18 protein-coding genes and 1 tRNA gene are annotated in these 17,298 nt (G+C 63.8%); 4 read left to right on the forward strand and 15 right to left on the reverse strand.

The window, feature by feature from the left end:
* Positions 1–113: 113 nt before the first annotated feature.
* The 6 genes from ACLFLU_RS38730 to ACLFLU_RS38755 form a co-directional block, all read right to left on the reverse strand.
* Positions 114–581 (reverse strand): low molecular weight phosphatase family protein, encoded by a 468-nt coding sequence (locus tag ACLFLU_RS38730; protein ID WP_426409874.1) that lies wholly within the window; start codon positions 579–581, stop codon positions 114–116.
* Between the two features lie 72 nt (positions 582–653).
* Positions 654–1,151, reverse strand: a complete 498-nt coding sequence (locus ACLFLU_RS38735) for a UPF0262 family protein (RefSeq protein ID WP_426409875.1) — start codon at positions 1,149–1,151, stop codon at positions 654–656.
* Positions 1,148–2,443 carry a histidinol dehydrogenase gene (gene hisD / locus ACLFLU_RS38740; protein WP_426409876.1) on the reverse strand — a complete coding sequence of 432 codons (1,296 nt, stop codon included), beginning with the start codon at positions 2,441–2,443 and terminating at the stop codon, positions 1,148–1,150. Before hisD ends, ACLFLU_RS38735 begins: the two co-directional genes overlap by 4 nt.
* A 157-nt stretch (positions 2,444–2,600) precedes the next feature.
* Positions 2,601–3,050 (reverse strand): DUF2948 family protein, encoded by a 450-nt coding sequence (locus tag ACLFLU_RS38745; protein ID WP_426409877.1) that lies wholly within the window; start codon positions 3,048–3,050, stop codon positions 2,601–2,603.
* A gap of 82 nt (positions 3,051–3,132) precedes the next feature.
* Positions 3,133–3,792, reverse strand: coding sequence for an NAD-dependent epimerase/dehydratase family protein (locus tag ACLFLU_RS38750; RefSeq protein ID WP_426409878.1), 660 nt, complete (start codon positions 3,790–3,792; stop codon positions 3,133–3,135).
* 26 nt (positions 3,793–3,818) lie between these two features.
* Complete coding sequence (locus ACLFLU_RS38755) at positions 3,819–4,757, reverse strand: SDR family oxidoreductase (protein ID WP_426409879.1); 939 nt, start codon at positions 4,755–4,757, stop codon at positions 3,819–3,821.
* An 84-nt stretch (positions 4,758–4,841) separates the two neighbouring features.
* On the opposite strand from ACLFLU_RS38755, the gene ACLFLU_RS38760 reads away from it, so the two are divergent.
* Positions 4,842–5,495, forward strand: a complete 654-nt coding sequence (locus ACLFLU_RS38760; RefSeq protein WP_426409880.1) for a TetR/AcrR family transcriptional regulator — start codon at positions 4,842–4,844, stop codon at positions 5,493–5,495.
* Between the two features lie 12 nt (positions 5,496–5,507).
* Here ACLFLU_RS38760 and ACLFLU_RS38765 read toward each other — a convergent pair whose 3' ends face one another.
* The 5 genes from ACLFLU_RS38765 to ACLFLU_RS38785 form a co-directional block, all read right to left on the reverse strand.
* Entirely contained in the window at positions 5,508–6,332 is an 825-nt protein-coding gene (locus ACLFLU_RS38765) for an alpha/beta fold hydrolase (RefSeq protein WP_426409881.1), read from the reverse strand.
* 26 nt (positions 6,333–6,358) lie between these two features.
* On the reverse strand, positions 6,359–6,868 hold the full coding sequence (locus ACLFLU_RS38770; RefSeq protein ID WP_426409882.1) for a hypothetical protein: 510 nt from the start codon (positions 6,866–6,868) through the stop codon (positions 6,359–6,361).
* A 304-nt stretch (positions 6,869–7,172) separates the two neighbouring features.
* Positions 7,173–7,481 carry an EthD family reductase gene (locus ACLFLU_RS38775; protein WP_426409883.1) on the reverse strand — a complete coding sequence of 103 codons (309 nt, stop codon included), beginning with the start codon at positions 7,479–7,481 and terminating at the stop codon, positions 7,173–7,175.
* A gap of 116 nt (positions 7,482–7,597) precedes the next feature.
* Positions 7,598–9,262 carry an FAD-dependent oxidoreductase gene (locus ACLFLU_RS38780; RefSeq protein WP_426409884.1) on the reverse strand — a complete coding sequence of 555 codons (1,665 nt, stop codon included), beginning with the start codon at positions 9,260–9,262 and terminating at the stop codon, positions 7,598–7,600.
* A gap of 87 nt (positions 9,263–9,349) precedes the next feature.
* Positions 9,350–9,532 carry a hypothetical protein gene (locus tag ACLFLU_RS38785; protein ID WP_426409885.1) on the reverse strand — a complete coding sequence of 61 codons (183 nt, stop codon included), beginning with the start codon at positions 9,530–9,532 and terminating at the stop codon, positions 9,350–9,352.
* 316 nt (positions 9,533–9,848) lie between these two features.
* Between ACLFLU_RS38785 and ACLFLU_RS38790 the strand changes: the two genes are divergently transcribed.
* Together ACLFLU_RS38790 and ACLFLU_RS38795 are read left to right on the forward strand one after the other, a co-directional pair.
* Positions 9,849–9,923, forward strand: a tRNA-Thr gene (locus tag ACLFLU_RS38790).
* A 972-nt stretch (positions 9,924–10,895) separates the two neighbouring features.
* Positions 10,896–11,948, forward strand: coding sequence for a hypothetical protein (locus ACLFLU_RS38795; protein WP_426409886.1), 1,053 nt, complete (start codon positions 10,896–10,898; stop codon positions 11,946–11,948).
* Positions 11,949–12,404: 456 nt separating this feature from the next.
* Here ACLFLU_RS38795 and ACLFLU_RS38800 read toward each other — a convergent pair whose 3' ends face one another.
* Genes ACLFLU_RS38800 through ACLFLU_RS38810 form a run of 3 tightly spaced genes read right to left on the reverse strand, consistent with a single transcriptional unit; the run spans position 12,405 to position 14,076 of the window.
* On the reverse strand, positions 12,405–12,881 hold the full coding sequence (locus ACLFLU_RS38800) for a Crp/Fnr family transcriptional regulator (RefSeq protein WP_426409887.1): 477 nt from the start codon (positions 12,879–12,881) through the stop codon (positions 12,405–12,407).
* A 53-nt stretch (positions 12,882–12,934) separates the two neighbouring features.
* On the reverse strand, positions 12,935–13,561 hold the full coding sequence (locus ACLFLU_RS38805) for a ferric reductase-like transmembrane domain-containing protein (RefSeq protein WP_426409888.1): 627 nt from the start codon (positions 13,559–13,561) through the stop codon (positions 12,935–12,937).
* 11 nt (positions 13,562–13,572) lie between these two features.
* A complete protein-coding gene (locus ACLFLU_RS38810; protein ID WP_426409889.1) occupies positions 13,573–14,076 on the reverse strand; it encodes a Twin-arginine translocation pathway signal in 504 nt (167 codons plus the stop codon).
* A 195-nt stretch (positions 14,077–14,271) separates the two neighbouring features.
* Here ACLFLU_RS38810 and ACLFLU_RS38815 point away from each other — a divergent pair, with 195 nt between their 5' ends.
* Positions 14,272–15,279 carry an LLM class flavin-dependent oxidoreductase gene (locus ACLFLU_RS38815; RefSeq protein ID WP_426409890.1) on the forward strand — a complete coding sequence of 336 codons (1,008 nt, stop codon included), beginning with the start codon at positions 14,272–14,274 and terminating at the stop codon, positions 15,277–15,279.
* A gap of 222 nt (positions 15,280–15,501) precedes the next feature.
* On the opposite strand, the gene ACLFLU_RS38820 is transcribed toward ACLFLU_RS38815, so the two are convergent.
* Positions 15,502–17,211 (reverse strand): methyl-accepting chemotaxis protein, encoded by a 1,710-nt coding sequence (locus tag ACLFLU_RS38820; RefSeq protein ID WP_426409891.1) that lies wholly within the window; start codon positions 17,209–17,211, stop codon positions 15,502–15,504.
* Positions 17,212–17,298 lie beyond the last annotated feature (87 nt).

Consider the following 17,298-nt stretch of genomic DNA (forward strand, 5'->3'; position numbering starts at 1 on the left):
ACCTATCGGAAGGGGGCTGATTTCACAACCCGGGAACCCGGACTTAAGCGATTCGAGGGTCCCCACATGCCTGTGCCCTTAGTCTGTGACGCCGGTGTTACGGGCGCCGCATGCTACTCGCTCGCCGCCCCCACCTTCGCAAATCGCCGGCGGATGCGCATCAAGAGCTGGTCGCAGACCTCGCGATAGGCGGACAGCTTCTGATCGCGACTGCCCTCGATGGTGGTGGGGTCATGCGTCGGCCAGTACTCGACGTCGGCGGCGAGCGTCCGGGTCAGCTCCAGCGCCTTGTGGTGAGCCTCCGGCGAGAGCGTGATGATGAGGTCGAAATTCAGCCCCTCCCAGTCCTCCAGCTCCTCGAAGGTCTGCGGCTTGTGGGTGGAGATGTCCTGGCCGAGCTCGGCCATCACGGCAACGGCGAAGGGATCGAGCTCGCCCTTCCTGGCGCCGGCCGATTTCACGTAGAGCCCCTGCGGAAACATGTGCTGCAGCAGGCTCGCGGCCATCGGCGAGCGCACGCTGTTCATCGCGCAGGCGAACAGCACCGATTGCGGATCGCGTGCGCGTGGCGGACCCGCCATCGCCGCCTAGCCTTCTTTGATAGAGGGCATGGCCTTGTCGGAAAACCGCTCCACACTTTTCCGGGCCATGCCCTAGCCCTTCCAATGAAGAACGGTAATGAGCGTGAACAGCCGGCGCGAGGTTTCGAAGTCGACCCGCACCTTGCCCTTCAGCCGCTCCTGCAGCGTGCGCGATCCCTCGTCATGAATGCCGCGACGGCCCATGTCGATGGCCTCGATCTTGTCGGGGGTCGCGGTGCGGATCGCCTGGTAGTAGCTGTCGCAGATCATGAAATAGTCCTTCACGATCCGCCGGAACGGCGTCAGCGACAACAGATGAGCGACCACGGGCGTGCCGTCCTCGCGGCGGATGTCGAACATCAGCCGGCTACCGGTGATACCGATATGCAGCGTAAACGGCCCCTTACCGTCCGCACTGTCGGGCGCGAACAAATTCTGCTCGATCAGATCGTAGATCGCGATCGCGCGCTCATGCTCGATGTCGGGCCCGGAACGGCCGATCGAGTCCTCGTCGAGGGTGACCGCGACGATGCGATTGGTCGAGTCGTCCTGTTCGGGCGGCTGGGTCATGACAGATTGAGGCGCAATCCAATCGAGCGCGAGTGGGCATCCAGCCCCTCGGCTTGTCCGAGCGTCATTGCGGCCGGTCCCAGCGCACGCAGCTGGTCCGGGCCGCATTTCAGGATCGAGGTGCGCTTCATGAAATCGGCGACCCCGAGGCCTGAGGAGAATCGCGCCGAGCGCGCCGTCGGCAGCACGTGGTTGGAGCCGCCGACATAATCGCCGATCGCCTCCGGCGTATGCGCCCCGAGGAAGACAGCGCCGGCGTTGCGGATCTTTGCGGCGAGCGCGTCAGGATCATCCGTCATGATCTCGAGATGCTCGGCAGCGATCGCGTCCGCGAGCGGGATCGCATCGGCAAGGTTCTTCACCATGATGATGGCGCCGAAATCGGCCCAGGACTTGCCGGCAATTGCGGCGCGCGGCAACGTCTTCAGCTGCGCTTCGACCGCGCTCTCGACATCGGCGGCGAGCCGCGCCGAGTCGGTGATCAGGATCGATTGCGCGCTGGCATCGTGCTCGGCCTGCGCCAACAGATCAGCGGCGATCCAGTCGGCATTGCCGGTGTCGTCGGCGATCACCAGCACCTCGGAGGGACCGGCGATCATGTCGATGCCGACCTTGCCGAACACCAGCCGTTTTGCGGCGGCGACATAGGCATTGCCGGGGCCGACGATCTTGACGACCGGCGCAATCGTCGCGGTGCCATAGGCGAGCGCGGCGACGGCCTGCGCGCCGCCGACGCGGTAGATCTCGGTGACGCCGCCGAGATGGGCTGCCGCCAGCACCAGCGGATTGAGCTTGCCGTCGGGCGACGGCACCACCATCACCAGGCGCGAGACACCGGCGACCTTGGCTGGCACCGCATTCATCAGTACCGACGACGGATAGGCCGCGGTGCCGCCGGGCACGTAGAGGCCTGCGGATTCGATCGCGGTGTAGCGCCAGCCGAGCTCGACGCCGAGCGGATCCGTGAAGCGCTCGTCCTTCGGCAACTGGCGGCGATGGTAAGTCTCGATACGGTCGCGCGCGAGCTTGAGCGCATCCAGCGTCGCGGCATCGCAGGCCTTGTTCGCGGCCTCGATCTCGGCGGCCGAGACGCGAAGGCCGGAGGCATCCAGCGTCAGCCGGTCAAACTTGGCCGTGGCCTCGAGCAGGGCTGCATCGCCGCGCCTGGCGACGTCGTCGACGATAGTGCGCGCGGCGGCCTCGACATCGGCCGAGACCTCGCGCTTGGCGGCCAGGAAGGCCGCGAATCGCTGGTCAAAATCGGCGCGGCTGCGGTCGAGACGAACGGGCATTTTGGGCTTGGCTTCTGCTGGTTGAGGGGGCGCAGTCTGGCTCACCGGCCCCCTGCTCAATGGCGCGGCGGGGAAGCTGCGTCAACCCTTGGCAGCCGCTTTGGGAGCTACCGTTCCGGTGACAGCCTGAACCGGTTCGGCTGGTATACAGGCAACCTCACCCCTCGCCCTCGACCCCCAGCCCCGTTCCCAATTCGTCCGCCGCCAGATCGGTCAGCTCGCATTCCAGGCATTCGACGTCGAGGCGGATGGCGCCGCCCTGGGCGAACAGCAACAGCGCGCTGCCGCCGGGCTCCTCATCGCGGCCGTCCCGGGGGTGAAACTCGATGCCGACGAGGTCCAGGACCGCCTCAGGCGTCGCGAGATCGATATTGCGCGACTTGCAGGCAAGCACGCGGTCAAAGCGGAGCGCTGACACCAGCCGGCGCGGCTCGGCCTCGCCCGCCAGCGTCTGCTCCCAGTCCAGCCGGCTCATCCCGACCACCAGGCGCTTCTCGCCCTGCCGCCAGATGATGTCGGAAGGCTGCACGCGGGCATCCTGCACATGGGTCGAGATCACGGCGAGATCGTCGGCATCGAGCGCGATCAGTTTGAGCTGGGGAGACATCACCGACACTTCTCCTCGAGGGCTGAGACGGCTCGACGCGCAGGGCTGCCGAAATTTCTGCGCAAACTACCGGCAGCGCAGGTTAGAGGCTATTGATATCCTTCATCTCCAGCACCCTCTTCGGATAGCTGACCCGGGCGACATGGATCATGGCGCGGCCGATCTGTTCGGTCGAGGTGACGAGCCCGGGCGAGATCCGGCGCAGAACCGACCACAGCGGCCAGGTCACGTCGTAGACGGCCTGCACCCAGGCCGTCTTCGAGCGGACCCCGTGCAGAGGCTGGATCGCGCCGGGCCGGAACATGTAGGCGGCCTTGAACGGCAGCTTGAGCAGATCGTTCTCGGTCTTGCCCTTGACGCGCGCCCACATCCGCGAGCCCTGTTCGGTGGAATCGGTACCGGCGCCGGTGACATAGGTGAAGGTCATCTGCGAATTGAGCCGCACCAGCGTCGTCGCCGCCGCCAGCGTGATGTCGTAGGTGAGATGGCGGTAGCGCTCTTCGCTCATGCCGATCGAGGAAACGCCGAGACAGAAGAAGCAGGCGTCAAAGCCTGTGAGCTGCGCCGCGATCTTCGAATAGTCGGTGAAATCGTCGTGGATGATCTCGGTCAGCTTGGCATTGCGCACGCCGGTCGAGCTGCGCCCAACCACGAGCACACCTGCGACACCGGCATCAACCAGGCACTCGCGCAACACTCCCTGCCCGACCATGCCGGTCGCGCCGAAAATAATGACACGCATCGGGACGTCCCCGCCGAGATCGCGGCTCATGCGGCGGCCGCGATCGCGTCGAAGGATACACTGGTCAGCGTCGCCGAGACATCCCACAGCATCGCAGAAGAAGCGAAATCCTTTGCCTGCGGCATGATCCTCGCCGCAACAGGCGGCCCCTTCAATTCGTAGAACCAGTTGGGACCGTAATAACCGCCGGGCTCCGCGGCCGGCGAGGTCGCCGCGAACAGGGTCGGCAGCGCGCCTTCGGCCGCGGATTGGCTAATCAACGGCTGGAGCAACCGACCAACGCGCCATTGCAGGGTGTTGGTACCAGGCCCGTTCGGAATGAGATCGGTGCGCGCGTAGCCGGGATGCGCGGCAACACTCCGCAAGCCCCAGCCCGCCGCATCGCTGCGCCGCTGCAACTCGAGTGAGAACATCAGCATTGCGAGCTTGGACTGGCAATAGGCCCGCCAGGGGCGATAGGACCGCTGGCTCTGCAGATCGTCGAAATTGATTGCGCCGGAGCGATGCGCAAGGCTTGAGAGGTTGACGATCCGGGGCGCCTTGGCGCGACGAAGCTGCGGCAGGAGGCGGGCCGTCAGGGCGTAATGGCCGAGATAATTGGTGCCGAGCTGCATCTCGAAACCGTCCTCGGTCTGCTGCCGCTTCGGCAGCGCCATCACGCCGGCATTGTTGATCAGGAGGTCGAGCTGCTCGTTGCTGGCGGCAAAGCGCTTGGCGAAGTCGGCGACAGAGGCAAGGCTTGCGAGATCGAGATGCTCACAGGCGATCAGGGCGTTGGGAAACTGCGCGCAAATGCCCTCGATCGCCCGCAGGCCCTTTGCGTTGTTGCGTCCCGTGAGTATGACGAAGGCGCCGGCGCCCGCCAGCGCCAGCGCCGTCTCGTAGCCGAGCCCGCCGGTGGCCCCGGTGACGACGACGGTCTTGCCGCTGAGCGAGGGGATGTCTGCCGTGGTCCAGTCGGTCATGCCATATCTCCGTTCAGGGCTGGAACGAGGCCCGCGACGGGTCTAAATGTGCACTGAGTGCAAGTTTGCAAGAGGTGAAATAATTTGAAGGCTTCGAAGCCCGCCGCGAACTCGGCCAGGACAGGCGCCAAGCCATTGCCGGCAGGGGCAAAATCCGCCGCCAGCCCCGGCCTGCGCCAGCGCAAGCAGCAGGAAACCCGCGAGCGGTTGAAGCGCGCGGCGATGGCGCTGTTCCTGGAGCGCGGCTTCGAGGCCACAACCATCGACGATATCGCCGCCGCGGCCGACATGTCGCGGCGGAGCTTCTTCCATTATTTCGCGTCGAAAGAGGACGTCGTCGCCGCCTGGCAGGAGGATGCGGCGGCCGCATTGGTCGCCGGGATCCTGGCACGGCCTGCGGACGAGTCCATGCTGACCGCGGCGGAGAACGCCATCGCTGCGGCGGTCAAGCGGATCGACCCGACCGAGGCGGCCGCGATGTCGCGGCTCAAGCGCGACAATCCAGCGCTTCAGGCCCGCGACCAGCTCAAATACGAAAAGCTCGAGCGCGCGCTCGCGGACGGGCTTGCGCAACGTTCGGGGCGCAAAGCGGACCGGCTGAAGGCCCGGCTCGTCGCCATGATCGCCACCGGCGCGATGCGCGTCGGCGGCGAGAGCTGGCTCAGCGAAGGCACGCGCGACAAGCCGGAGGCTTTTGTGAAGCGGACGTTCGACGCGATCAGAGAGATATTAAAGTGATCCGCTTCAGCCTTACTCTTTGAAAAACGCCAGCAGATCCGCGTTGATGGTTTCGGCGTGCGTGGTCGGCATGCCGTGCGGAAAACCCTTGTAGGTCTTCAGCGTGCCGTTCTTGAGAAGCTTGGCCGACAGCGGCGCGGAATCGGCGTAAGGCACGATCTGGTCGTCGTCGCCATGCATCACCAGCACCGGCACGTTGATCTTCTTCAGATCCTCGGTGAAATCGGTCTGCGAGAACGCGACGATGCCGTCGTAATGCGCTTTCGCGCCGCCCATCATGCCCTGACGCCACCAGTTCTGGATCACCGCTTCCGACGGTTTTGCGCCGGGGCGGTTGTAGCCATAGAAGGGCCCGGCGGCGACATCGCGATAGAAGTCCGAGCGGCCGGCGGCGAGGGCTGTCTGAAAGCCGTCGAACACATCCTTGGGCAGACCGCCGGGATTGGCCTCGGTCTTCACCATCAGCGGCGGCACCGCGGAGAGGATCGCGGCCTTCGCCACCCGGCTCTCGCCGTGGCGCGCGATGTAATGCACGACCTCGCCGCCGCCGGTGGAATGACCGACATGGATGGCGTTCTTGAGGTCGAGATGCGCGGTCACCGCCGCAAGATCGTCGGCGTAATGATCCATGTCGTGGCCGTCGGCGACCTGCGCCGAGCGGCCATGGCCGCGGCGGTCATGGGCGACGACGCGATAGCCGCGGGTCACGAAGAACATCATCTGCGCGTCCCAATCGTCGGCCGACAGCGGCCAGCCATGGCTGAACACGATCGGCTGGCCCGAACCCCAATCCTTGAAGAAAATCTCGACGCCATCTTTGGTTGTGATCGTGGGCATGTGGGAACTCCCTTTGTCGGAAACGATCAGGCGAACGCCATCGGCCTGTAGCGGCGCCAGGCGCCGATAGTCACGAGCACGAAGAACACCAGCACGATGCCCTGCACCACGGCGAACACGGGACCTCCCGGTGGATTCGGCGGCACGGCAGGCGCGAGCGCGGCGAGCGCCGGCACCTTCAGGAACGACTGGATGATCAGCACGAAGACGTTGAAGTAGAGCGAGATGATCGCGGTCACGATGTAGACCGGACGCCAGACGCCCTGGAGCTTCATGCCGTAGAGCGCGATGCAGGCGATCGCGAGCAGCACCAGCGAGATGCCGGCGATGATGTATGAGGGCAGCAGCTCCTTGAACGGAAACAGAAAGCCGGTCGCATTGGTCAGGATGGTGAAGATCAAGAAGATCGCGGTGAGGCCCGGCATCGGATTCGAGCTGAGCAGCCCGAACATCACGATCAGGCCGACCACGATGGCGATCAGGCTGATGATGACATGGACCAGTGTGAAGGCTTGCAGGCTCATCCCGAGAACCATGACATCTCTCCTATTCTCTGCATTGAGATCGGAAGATTGATATTACGGTCCTCATCGGATTGCCACATGCGGGACGGTCACACATGTGCGTGCAGCCATGCGTCATCGTGCGAATCGACAAACGCATGGCTGATTTTTTTTGCAGCGCTGTCACAAACGACAGCAGTGTGTAGCCCGGATGGAGCGCAGCGTAATCCGGGGGTCTTGCGCCTCAATGACACCGTCCCGGATTACGCGGAGCCTGTCATCGGGCGACGCTTCGCGCCGACCCGTTGGCTCCATCCGGGCTACGAGCTTTCGCCGATCAAACTTCCTTGGTGTCGAAGATCAAGAGGTCGGCACCGCCGCTGGCGAATTTCGGCACGTCGCCTGCGGCGGCCTTGCCCGCGTCGCTACCGAACGCCTTCTGGATGTCACCCACGCTGTCGAAGGAGAGAATGGCAACGAGATGGATTCCGGACGGTCCGGCGGGCGAGCCGACGGCTCCCGTGCTGACGGCGTATTTCTTCAGGCCGGGAAGTTTCTTGGCGAGCGGGATGTGGGTCTCGGCATAATGCTTGTCGAAGGCGGCAGCGTCTTTGGGCGTCTTGTAGAGCACGACGAGTTCGGCCATTTAGTCCTCCCGTTGAATCCTTCCACGCGATTGGTCGCGCGACGCGGCGATAGTCCGTGGGACACGGCAAGATGGCAAGTCACAATCGACTTGCCGTTTGCTTGTCTTGTCCTTGACTAAAGCGCCGGTTTTGCGGCGTCGCCGAGATAGCCGTGGAGCGAGGCCACGACCTGCGCGCCTTCGCCGATGGCGCCGCCGACGCGCTTGACCGAGCCGGAGCGGACGTCGCCCACGGCGTAGACGCCGGGCACGGAAGTCTCGAGCGGCGCCACCAGCCGGCCCTGGTTCTGCTCGGACTGCGCACCTGTCACCACGAAGCCGCCGCGATCGAGCGTCACGCCACAGCCGTCGAGCCAGCCGGTGGCGGGATCGGCGCCGACGAACAGAAAGAGATTGCGGATGTCGGCGGTCTCCTCGTCGCTCGACAGCCGGCTCCGCAAGCGGATGCGCCGCAGCAGCGAGGCTTCGTCGCCTTCGAGCGCGCTGATCTCGGTGTTGAACATCAATTCGATGTTCGGAGTCGCCTCGATGCGCTCGATGAGATAGCGCGACATGCTGGCACCTAAGCCGCCGCCGCGGATGATCATCAGCACGCGTCTGGCGTGTCCCGACAGGAACACGGCCGCCTGCCCCGCCGAATTGCCGGCGCCGACCAAGGCCACCTCCTCGCCGGCACACAGCCTCGCCTCGACCGGAGAGGCCCAGTACCAGACGCCGCGGCCCTCGAACTTGTCGAGGTTCCCGATGTCAGGCCGGCGATAGCGCGCACCGCTCGCGACCACGATCGCGCGCGAGCGCAGGGGATCGTTGCCGTCGAGCGCGATCGAAAACGCTCCGTCCTTGCGCGTGCAGTCGAGCGACTGCGCCGTCACGGGAATCATGATGTCGGCGCCGAACTTTTGCGCCTGGTTGAAGGCGCGCGCGGTGAGCGCCTGGCCGGAAATGCCGGTCGGGAAACCCAGATAGTTTTCGATGCGCGCGCTGGCGCCGGCCTGTCCGCCGAAGGCGCGGGTATCGAGCACGGCGACCGACAGCCCTTCGGAGGCTGCATACACCGCGGTCGCGAGCCCCGCCGGCCCGCAGCCGACGATCGCGACATCGTAGATGCGGTCATTGCGCGGGCCGCCGATCATGCCGATGGCGCGCGCAAGCTCGGTCTCGCCGGGATTGCGCAGCACCGCGCCATCGGCGGTGACGACCAGCGGCCAATCCTCAGGTTTCGGCGAATAGCGCGCGATCAATTCGGCGGCGTCACGATCGCGCTCGGGACTGAGCAGATGATGCGGCTGGCCATTGCGGGTGAGAAAGCCCTGCAGGCGCACGACGCCGGCCGAATGCGAGGGACCGATCAGCACGATGCCGCCGACGCCGGCCTGCAGCAGATTGACCCGGCGCAGGATCAGCGCGCGCATGATGCGCTCGCCGAGCTCGGCCTCGGCGACCAGCAGCGCACGCAGCCGCTCCGGCGGCAAGAGCAGCGTCTCGACATCGCCCTCAGCGCGGCCATCGACCAGCGCCGGACGGCCGGAGAGCTGACCGAGCTCCGCCAAAAATTGCCCCGGCCCCTGGTCGATCAAGGGGGTGATATTGCCGAGCCCATCGCGCTGGGTCATGGCGACATGGCCCTTCAGCACGACGAACATGCCCGGTCCCGGTTTGCCGGTCTCGAACAGCAGCTCGCCATGCTTGTAGGTGCGGACCTCGCCGAAATGCCGCATGCGCTCGATCTCGGCGGATGTCAGCGTCGGGAAGGTCTGCTCGGGGCGGGTGAACCGCGACATCTTCGCGTCGCGATCGGTTCGTTGTGAGTTGTCCTGCCCGATTGTCACTGCATGCACTCCAAAAATTCTAGCCGCGAGTCTCTGACTTCAGGTCTTCTTCGCGGTCCCCTCATCTAGGGAACCATCGTCGGGTTGCGAGGGGTCGGCGCTTGCGGCGCGTTCGCGCGCCTGCACCTTCCGCCGCTTCAGGTTCTCTCGCAGCGCCGATTTCAGCCGGTCGTCCCGCGAGGTCCTTGCCTGTTTCGCGCTTCTGTCGTTCTCGTCAGCCATTCCGGGTCCATACAGCGGTTGGCGATAACATGCCCAGAGAATGCGGCAGCTCAAGAGGCCCGTGCGGTCCCGATCGTGCGAAACTCAAAATGGGTCGAATCCGCCGCGCGGGCCAACTGGCCAGTCGGCCGGGGCAAGCGGAACCCAAATCGAGGGAAAGCAGGTCGTTTCCGGGCAAAACAGCCGTATTGCCCCCGATATCGCCCTGATTTTCTCGTTTTGGCCGTCCTTGCAAGCTTGCACAGCGGGGAGGCCTGTGGCAGATATCGGCCCGCTTGGTAGGCCCCGCGGGCGGCCGATTCTTATCCCAGCACATGCTGCCGTAGCTCAGTGGTAGAGCACTCCATTGGTAATGGAGAGGTCGACAGTTCAATCCTGTCTGGCAGCACCATTTTATCTCTTGAAAAGCACATGGATTGGCATTCTCGCGGCACCAGACGCCCGAGTTTTGTTCGTTTCCGTCACCCTCCTCCTTGAAGAGGGCGCAGGGAAGACCGGGTGCCGACGGGCACCCGCGGTCCGCTGCGCGAAAGTGTAGCGCAAGGAAACCGCACAGCAGCATACAGGCGACGCCGAACACTCGGCCTTCCCTGCGCGATGGGTTGACGGCGTATGCCGTGCTCTCCCCGGCGACGAGTTCTTGTTGTCACCGTCACTTCGCGACCAGGTGACACACCGCGCCCGGTCGGGGCGATGCATCGTCGCAAAAGCTTGGCTGTAGCAACGACAGCCAGGACCACACGGTTTAGCCGTACGCAGCAATCCCGCTTCGCCAAGGGGCTCCGCGGGACATGTCCCGCTCAGACCCAAGGCTACACTGGATACAGGCGCCGTTCGTACGACACGGCTTGCGCCGGGCTCACGGGGTTCGGCTCAATCCTCCGCCCGCCCTGCCCTCACATCCGCGCCGGCGCTGCCACGTCCACCGCACCCCAGCCCACGTTCGTGACGACGTACGATCGCCCCTCTCCTTGGGTCGGGATGGCGAGAGTTTGCCGCAATTCCGAATTTCGGTAAAGTGGAATATTTTTACGGAGAAGGATTGACGGGGTTTTGGCGGGAGCTGGGTGTTTTGCCCGACGGGTTGGAGCGGCTACGTTTCGTTAGATACATCGAGTGCCGCGACAGGTATCAATTCGACCCAGATAGCAAATCGGAAGCGTCTGCTTTCGCGGCCAAAGGAGAGTTGTACTAGTCACACGAATTTCGCCTTTGACCCATTAGCAGACCCTCACCGCCATCGTTAAATCTAGCGCAATTTGTAATGCGATTGGTTGATACACTGGATCTATGCAACCAGTTTCGCGCACGGGACCTTAGGGCCGCTGATCGTGTTTGCGTCGTCGATCCGATGGAGTGTTGTTTGGCATCGATTATCCGAAGAACGAATTTCGATGATTCGGTCGCCGCAGCCGCCAAATTCTGCTGGAGGGCGGTCGTAATCGTTCTGCTCTCGACGATGATGTGTGCTGCCGGCGACCAAAACAAGTCACGCTGGAATAAGAGTGCAGAACTGAAGAAGGCCGGATACGTTGAGCTATCTTCTGACGACGCTGTACGCTTCTTGGTCGGCAATTCCGTGCTGGTCAAAAAATCTTCACCCGTGGGCGGCCAAGAGGACATTCTTCGGATAGGCAGGGCGGAAACTTACTACTTTCTAAACGATCACACGATGTACGACTGCCACATGTGGAAGGCGTTGGAGTGCTACGTTGAACCATGGCACCTCGAAGACAACGAGATATGCCCCAGAGTTGGGGCGTGCGGTACATCATCGAAAATTATGAAAGCGCCGTACCCCGAGGAGCGCGCAAAAAGAGGTAACAAAATCGGCGTCTATGTTCGGTCCGACCGTTTTGTCTATGACATCGTAAAGGGCAAACTTAGCGATGGGCCATTGTTCGACACTCGTATTTCAGGTCGCCCGATCGAACTCGACCGTGCTGAGATGGACAAGGAAATCAGGGACGCAACTGAACATGGTGGAGAGGGCAATCAAATTTCGATCTCCGTTCCACGGGCGGGCGCTCTGCTGATTGGAAACACGTTTCTATCCGATGATGCTGCAAAGCTATCCAAAGATCAGGCGACGAATGCCTGCCCCAAGCAGGGAGCGTACTATTCCCCTGACGGCAGAGTCATACGCTTCACCTGCGCCTACGGTGGTGCGCCGGAGCCAATTTGGACAATATACGTTGAACACTGGGCGATCGACGCCCGCTTGTTCTACGTGCCACTGGGCGGCCCTTGGTGGGCGCCAATCCGTGCGATTCCCGCCCCACCGACATCCGGCGCGACAGATAAAATGCTGGTTCAGGATCTTACGAATGGAGATCCGTTAACGGGCTATGCTGGCAACGTCCTTAATTTCAGGTTTGAGAGACATCCCGAAGCCCAGAAATCCGAAAAACAATGAAGCTCGAAGTGCCAAGCGGGTTCCGGCAGCTCGTAGGATGGGTAGAGCGAAGCGAAACCCATCGCCATCAGGTTCGGTGCTAGCCGCGATGGATTTCGCAAGTACTCGACGCATCCTACGCAATGACGCGGGGTTTCGCCCCGTTGAGCCGCGCAGGTAAGGTTAATTCTTCCTTTCGATTGTCGGTAAAATTTTATCTATTATCGTCTTTGTCAGACATGACGAACCAGAGGCTTCAATTGTGCTTGCGTTTTGCCTGATCGCGACTGGAACTGCGCTGCTTCTCTCCGGCTTGGTTGCCTTCGGCTTTCACAGAAACTCACTGCACTCATTGGCGTTGCTGTAGCTGGACCAGCTCGTAGCTCGTGGGATGGGTAGAGCGAAGCGAAATCCATCGAGGGCTTATTCCGTGAGGCATGATGGGTTTCGCAAGTGCTCTACCCATCCTACGCATGGTCAATTGTGGTCCTCACCTTGATGCCCGGTGAGGCGCTCATCAGCGCGGCGCAGCCGCCGGCACAGCTCGCGATTGATGTTCTGAAGGACGATCACATAGGCGTGGATGTCGGCCTTGTAGCAGGCGTAGAGCTTTTGCGCGGTCAGCTCGTAGAGCACCGTCGGACTGTCCGCGACCACCGTCGCGGATCGGTTCTGCATTTCGATCAGCGTCATTTCCCCGAAGAAATCGCCGGGCTCCAGAACGGAAATCGGGACGACGCTTCCTGAAGTCGCCCGCTTGCTCACCGCCAGTCGACCGGACCTGACGATGAACATCGAGCGTCCCGGCTCGCCTTCCGCCACGACGGTCGCGCCAACATCAAAGTGGCACTCGACCAGCATCGAGATCAGGAGGTCGAGGCTCGCGTCCGTGAGGCCGCCGAAGAACGGCGTCGCGAGCAGGAATGCTTTCAGATCGGGAGAGCTGGCAGTCATCGCGCGAGGATACCTCCCGTCGATATCAGCGGCAATCAGCCCGCAGGATGAGGTCAACCCGGGATCCTCTCACCCCGCACCATCCGCTTTCGCCAAAGATCCACCAAGACCTTGATGGTCGCGGCGATGACGAGCGCGCAGAGCACCGCCTTCGAGATTGTCTCCATCGTCCCCTCGATCAAGAGGCAATGGACCACGCCGCACACGACGATGACGATCGCGAGTGGAATATGGACGATGCGCCAGGTGCGTAGCCGCAGTCCCAATCGCCGGCGTAGTAGCGCCAGAAGCGCAACGGCGAAGATGGCCCACATGGCGATCACGCCAAAGGGGGAGAACGGCGTCGGCGACGAGAAGGTCAGGGCGTCGATCATGTCAGGCGGACTGGTGATCCAGAGGCCGGCGACGTGGATCACCACCGCCAGGGCCAGCGCGCTGCCGATCCAGTGATGGGCGCGCCGTGCACGATAGGCCGACAGGCCCGGCAAATATCCGCCGATCAGCAGGGGCTGAATCAGCACGAGACCGAGGGCAACAATGCCTGAGAAGCCGGCGAGGATGTAAACCGGGCCGCGCCATGCGAGCTGCTCGCTCCCTGCTGCGAACGCGATCGGCACGCCAATGGCCAAAGCAAGGGCGGCCCAGATCAGGGGGCCCCGGGCCGATCTCCACCCTTTCATCTGCAATACGGTCAGGCCGGCTGAAGCACGAAGTGCGCCTCGAGGCTGGTTTCCTTCGCGCTCCGCATGATCGGCCGCAGAAAGACGGTTTTGAATTCACCGCTGTCATAAGCGAGGTGGCCGTGCGGCTGGCCGAAGATCGGAATGATCTGCGGCATCTCGAGCCGGAACGCGCCGTCCTTGTCGGTGAGCGTGGCGCCATGGCTCTGCGGCTCGTGCTCCTGGCCTTCGACCGTGTGCGCCCAGATCTGGATGCGCTGACCGGCAAGCGGCGCCCCGTCGCCGGCGCGGCGAACAGTGCCGCTCATCCAGAAGCCGCCCTTGCCGATCCGGTCCACGATCGGCGCGCCCTTGCGATAGTTGTTCGCCCCGCCCGTCATCGATTCCGTCGGCGCGAGGCCATCCGCACGCGCAGGCAGCAGGAGGCCGGAAACCCCGGCTGTCAAAACCCCTGATACAAGGACGGCACCGCCGGCGACGAGGAGGTTGCGGCGGCTGAATACGACGATGGTCATGTCGGTTCCTCCTGCGACGGTGCGGTTGTTTCGCCGAGGGTACAACAACAGGCGCGAAACGCCCAGTTGCGACGAAGGGCGCGATGGGGCGCAATAACAGGCTTGTGAACGGAGGCGCGGGCCGCTCTACCCATCCTCCGCGATGACATTACATGTGATCCTTCCGTCATTGCCCCTCCACTCCGGTACCCTCCCATGATCCCCTTCTCCGTGCTCGACCTCGCTCCCATCAGGCAGGGCTCCGACGCCGCGCAGGCCTTTCGCAATTCAGTTGATCTCGCCCAGCATGCGGAGACATGGGGCTTCAAGCGGTTCTGGCTGGCCGAGCATCACAACATGACGGGGATCGCGAGTGCGGCGACATCCGTGGTGATCGGGCATGTCGCGGGCGGGACCAAAACGATCCGCGTCGGCTCGGGCGGCGTGATGCTGCCGAACCATTCGCCGCTGGTGATCGCCGAGCAATTCGGCACGCTGGAATCGCTCTATCCCGGGCGGATCGACCTCGGGCTCGGACGTGCGCCCGGCACCGACCAGTTCACCGCGCGGGCGATGCGGCGCGATCTTGCGACCGCCGCCGAAAACTTTCCGCATGACGTGCTGGAACTGCAGGCGCTGCTCGGCGACGTACAGCCGAACCAGGCCATTCGCGCCGTGCCCGGCATGGGGACGAAGGTGCCGCTGTGGATCCTCGGCTCCAGCATGTTCGGCGCGCAGCTCGCGGCCATGCTCGGGCTGCCCTTCGCCTTCGCCTCGCATTTCGCGCCGCAGATGATGATGCCGGCGCTGCGCGAATATCGCGCGCGGTTCGAGCCTTCGGCGCAGCTGGACAAACCCTATGCGATGGTCGGGGTCAACGTGTTCGCCGCCGACAGCGACATCGAGGCGCAGCGCATGTTCACCTCGCTGCAGCAGCAGTTCATCAATCTGCGCCGCGGCACGCCCGGCCAGCTGCCGCCGCCGGCCGACGACATGGATGCACTGTGGTCGCCGGCCGAGAAGGCAGGCGTCGCGCAATCGCTGGCGATCTCCGCGGTCGGCACGCCCGACGTCGTCGAAGAGAAGCTGAGGGAGCTGATCGCCGACACCGCGGCCGACGAGCTGATGACCACGGGCCAGATCTACGACCACGCCGCGCGGCTGCGCTCGTTCGAGATCGCGGCCGAGGTGCGGGATCGGTTGGCGGGACCGAGGGCAATATGAGCTGGATCGCGCCCCGACGGAGATGCGTTCCCTCCCCCCTTGTGGGGGAGGGCTAGGGAGGGGGGTAGCCCAGGAAAAGGTCTTGGTTGCTGATGGTGCACCGCGGGTGGGCGATCGATGGAATCCCCGTGTGGTACCCCCTCCCTGCCCCTCCCCCGCAAGGGGGGAGGGAACGGAGAGTGCGCGCTCGCCGCCGAACTCCATCCCGCTCCAGAGCGGACCTTACGCCGCCCTGATCGAGTTCATGAAGCTGGCGACGCCGCGCTTCAGGCGGGTGCTTTCATTGGCGAGCGATTGCGCGGCCGACTGCACCAGGGCGGAGGCGCTGCCGGTCTCTGAGGCGCCGCGCTGCACGTCGGCGATGCTGGTCCCGACCTGCGAGGTGCCTTCGGCGGCGCGCTGCACGTTGCGAGAGATCTCCTGCGTCGCGGAGCCCTGCTGCTCGACCGAGGCCGAGATCGCCGACGAAATCTCCGAGATCCTGCCGATCGTCGCACCGATCTCCTTGATCGCCGCGACCGAATCCCGCGTCGCCGACTGGATGTCGTTGATCTGCTGGCTGATCTCGTCGGTCGCCTTTGCGGTCTGCTCGGCCAGCGACTTGACCTCGGACGCCACCACGGCAAAGCCGCGGCCGGCTTCGCCTGCACGCGCGGCCTCGATGGTCGCGTTCAGCGCCAGCAGATTGGTCTGGCCGGCGATGGTCTGGATGAGATCGACGACGTCGCCGATCCGGCTTGCGGCCTGCGACAGCTCGCTGATGCGGCTATCGGTCTTCTGTGCCTGGCTGACCGCTTCGCCCGCGATCTTGGCCGAGGTCTCGACCTGGCGGCTGATCTCGCCGATCGACGAAGCGAGTTCCTCGCTCGCGGCGGCCACCGAATGCACGTTCGCTGATGCCTCGCCCGACGCCGTGGAGGCGCGGTTGGAAACCTGCGAGACGGTGTCGGCCGTCTTCGACAGCGTCGTCGACGACGTCTCGAGCTGGCTGGCGGCCACCGAGACCAGCTCGATGATCTCGCCGACCTCGCGCTCGAACTGATCGGCCAGCCGGTTCATGTCGACCTTGCGGGTTTCGCCCTGGCGCTTCTCGGCCATCACCTGCTCTTCGCGGAGGCGATTGGTCTCGATCATGGCGTCGCGGAATACCTGCACCGTGCGCGCCATCTCGCCGATCTCGTCACGGCGATCGGCATGCGCGACCGGCGCATCGAGCTGGCCTTGGCTGAGCGAAGCCATGCGCTCCTTCAGGCTGGTCAGCGGCTTGACCACGCTGCGGCCGACAGCCCAGGCGATCATGATCGAGATCAGCATCAGCACGGCGATGACGACGGACGCCGTCTGCACCATCGACCAGAATGAATTGTCGACCTCGGACATGTATTCGGCCGAGCCGATCATCAGATTCCACGGCGCGAAACCGCGGGTGAAGGCGACCTTGTCGAGCGGGGTGGGATCGCTGCCACTGCGGCGGAAGGAATAGCGCAACGAGCCCTGGCCCTTCTTCGCGATGTCCATCAGCGCCACCGCGAACAGCATGCCATTGGCGTCCTTGTTCGGACGCATGTCCTTGCCGACGAATTGCGGAATGCCGGGATTGGAGACGCACAGCCCGGTCTCGTAGTCGTAGATGTAAGCGTAGTTGCTGTGGTCTTCGTACCAGACGTAACTATTGGCTTCGAGGAAGCGCTTCTTGGCCTCCTCCTCGGTCATCTGGCCGGCCTTGTAGGCCTTGTAATAGCCGTCGGCCAGGTTCCAGACGATGTCGACGGCGGCATGCGCCTTCTCGACCCGCTCGGTGACGAGCTGATTGCGCGCGATCCACAGCACGGTGGAGGCGACCAGCGCCATGCAGATCGCACCGACCACGGTCATGAGGGCGAGCTTGGCGCCGATCGAGCGCAGCGAAAACAGATCCTTGAGAGCCGGCATTCTGCCTCTTCGATGTTGCTGGGCACCGCGCCGTCGGGAATCAGGCAGCAGGCCATCACGAGGTGGGAATGCGCAAACTAGAGGCAA

The organism is Bradyrhizobium ganzhouense, assembly GCF_049949285.1.
In the GTDB taxonomy this organism is placed as follows: Bacteria; Pseudomonadota; Alphaproteobacteria; order Rhizobiales; family Xanthobacteraceae; genus Bradyrhizobium; species Bradyrhizobium ganzhouense.

Bases quoted from the DNA above. Each gene is read 5' to 3' on its own strand.
- ACLFLU_RS38745 (WP_426409877.1), bottom strand. From the start codon at position 3,050: ATGTCTCCCCAGCTCAAACTGATCGCGCTCGATGCCGACGATCTCGCC.
- ACLFLU_RS38810 (WP_426409889.1), bottom strand. From the start codon at position 14,076: ATGACCATCGTCGTATTCAGCCGCCGCAACCTCCTCGTCGCCGGCGGT.
- ACLFLU_RS38780 (WP_426409884.1), bottom strand. From the start codon at position 9,262: ATGTCGCGGTTCACCCGCCCCGAGCAGACCTTCCCGACGCTGACATCC.
- ACLFLU_RS38815 (WP_426409890.1), top strand. From the start codon at position 14,272: ATGATCCCCTTCTCCGTGCTCGACCTCGCTCCCATCAGGCAGGGCTCC.
- ACLFLU_RS38800 (WP_426409887.1), bottom strand. From the start codon at position 12,881: ATGACTGCCAGCTCTCCCGATCTGAAAGCATTCCTGCTCGCGACGCCG.
- ACLFLU_RS38785 (WP_426409885.1), bottom strand. From the start codon at position 9,532: ATGGCTGACGAGAACGACAGAAGCGCGAAACAGGCAAGGACCTCGCGG.
- hisD (WP_426409876.1), bottom strand. From the start codon at position 2,443: ATGCCCGTTCGTCTCGACCGCAGCCGCGCCGATTTTGACCAGCGATTC.
- ACLFLU_RS38735 (WP_426409875.1), bottom strand. From the start codon at position 1,151: ATGACCCAGCCGCCCGAACAGGACGACTCGACCAATCGCATCGTCGCG.
- ACLFLU_RS38765 (WP_426409881.1), bottom strand. From the start codon at position 6,332: ATGCCCACGATCACAACCAAAGATGGCGTCGAGATTTTCTTCAAGGAT.
- ACLFLU_RS38750 (WP_426409878.1), bottom strand. From the start codon at position 3,792: ATGCGTGTCATTATTTTCGGCGCGACCGGCATGGTCGGGCAGGGAGTG.
- ACLFLU_RS38820 (WP_426409891.1), bottom strand. From the start codon at position 17,211: ATGCCGGCTCTCAAGGATCTGTTTTCGCTGCGCTCGATCGGCGCCAAG.
- ACLFLU_RS38755 (WP_426409879.1), bottom strand. From the start codon at position 4,757: ATGACCGACTGGACCACGGCAGACATCCCCTCGCTCAGCGGCAAGACC.
- ACLFLU_RS38730 (WP_426409874.1), bottom strand. From the start codon at position 581: ATGGCGGGTCCGCCACGCGCACGCGATCCGCAATCGGTGCTGTTCGCC.
- ACLFLU_RS38775 (WP_426409883.1), bottom strand. From the start codon at position 7,481: ATGGCCGAACTCGTCGTGCTCTACAAGACGCCCAAAGACGCTGCCGCC.
- ACLFLU_RS38770 (WP_426409882.1), bottom strand. From the start codon at position 6,868: ATGGTTCTCGGGATGAGCCTGCAAGCCTTCACACTGGTCCATGTCATC.
- ACLFLU_RS38805 (WP_426409888.1), bottom strand. From the start codon at position 13,561: ATGAAAGGGTGGAGATCGGCCCGGGGCCCCCTGATCTGGGCCGCCCTT.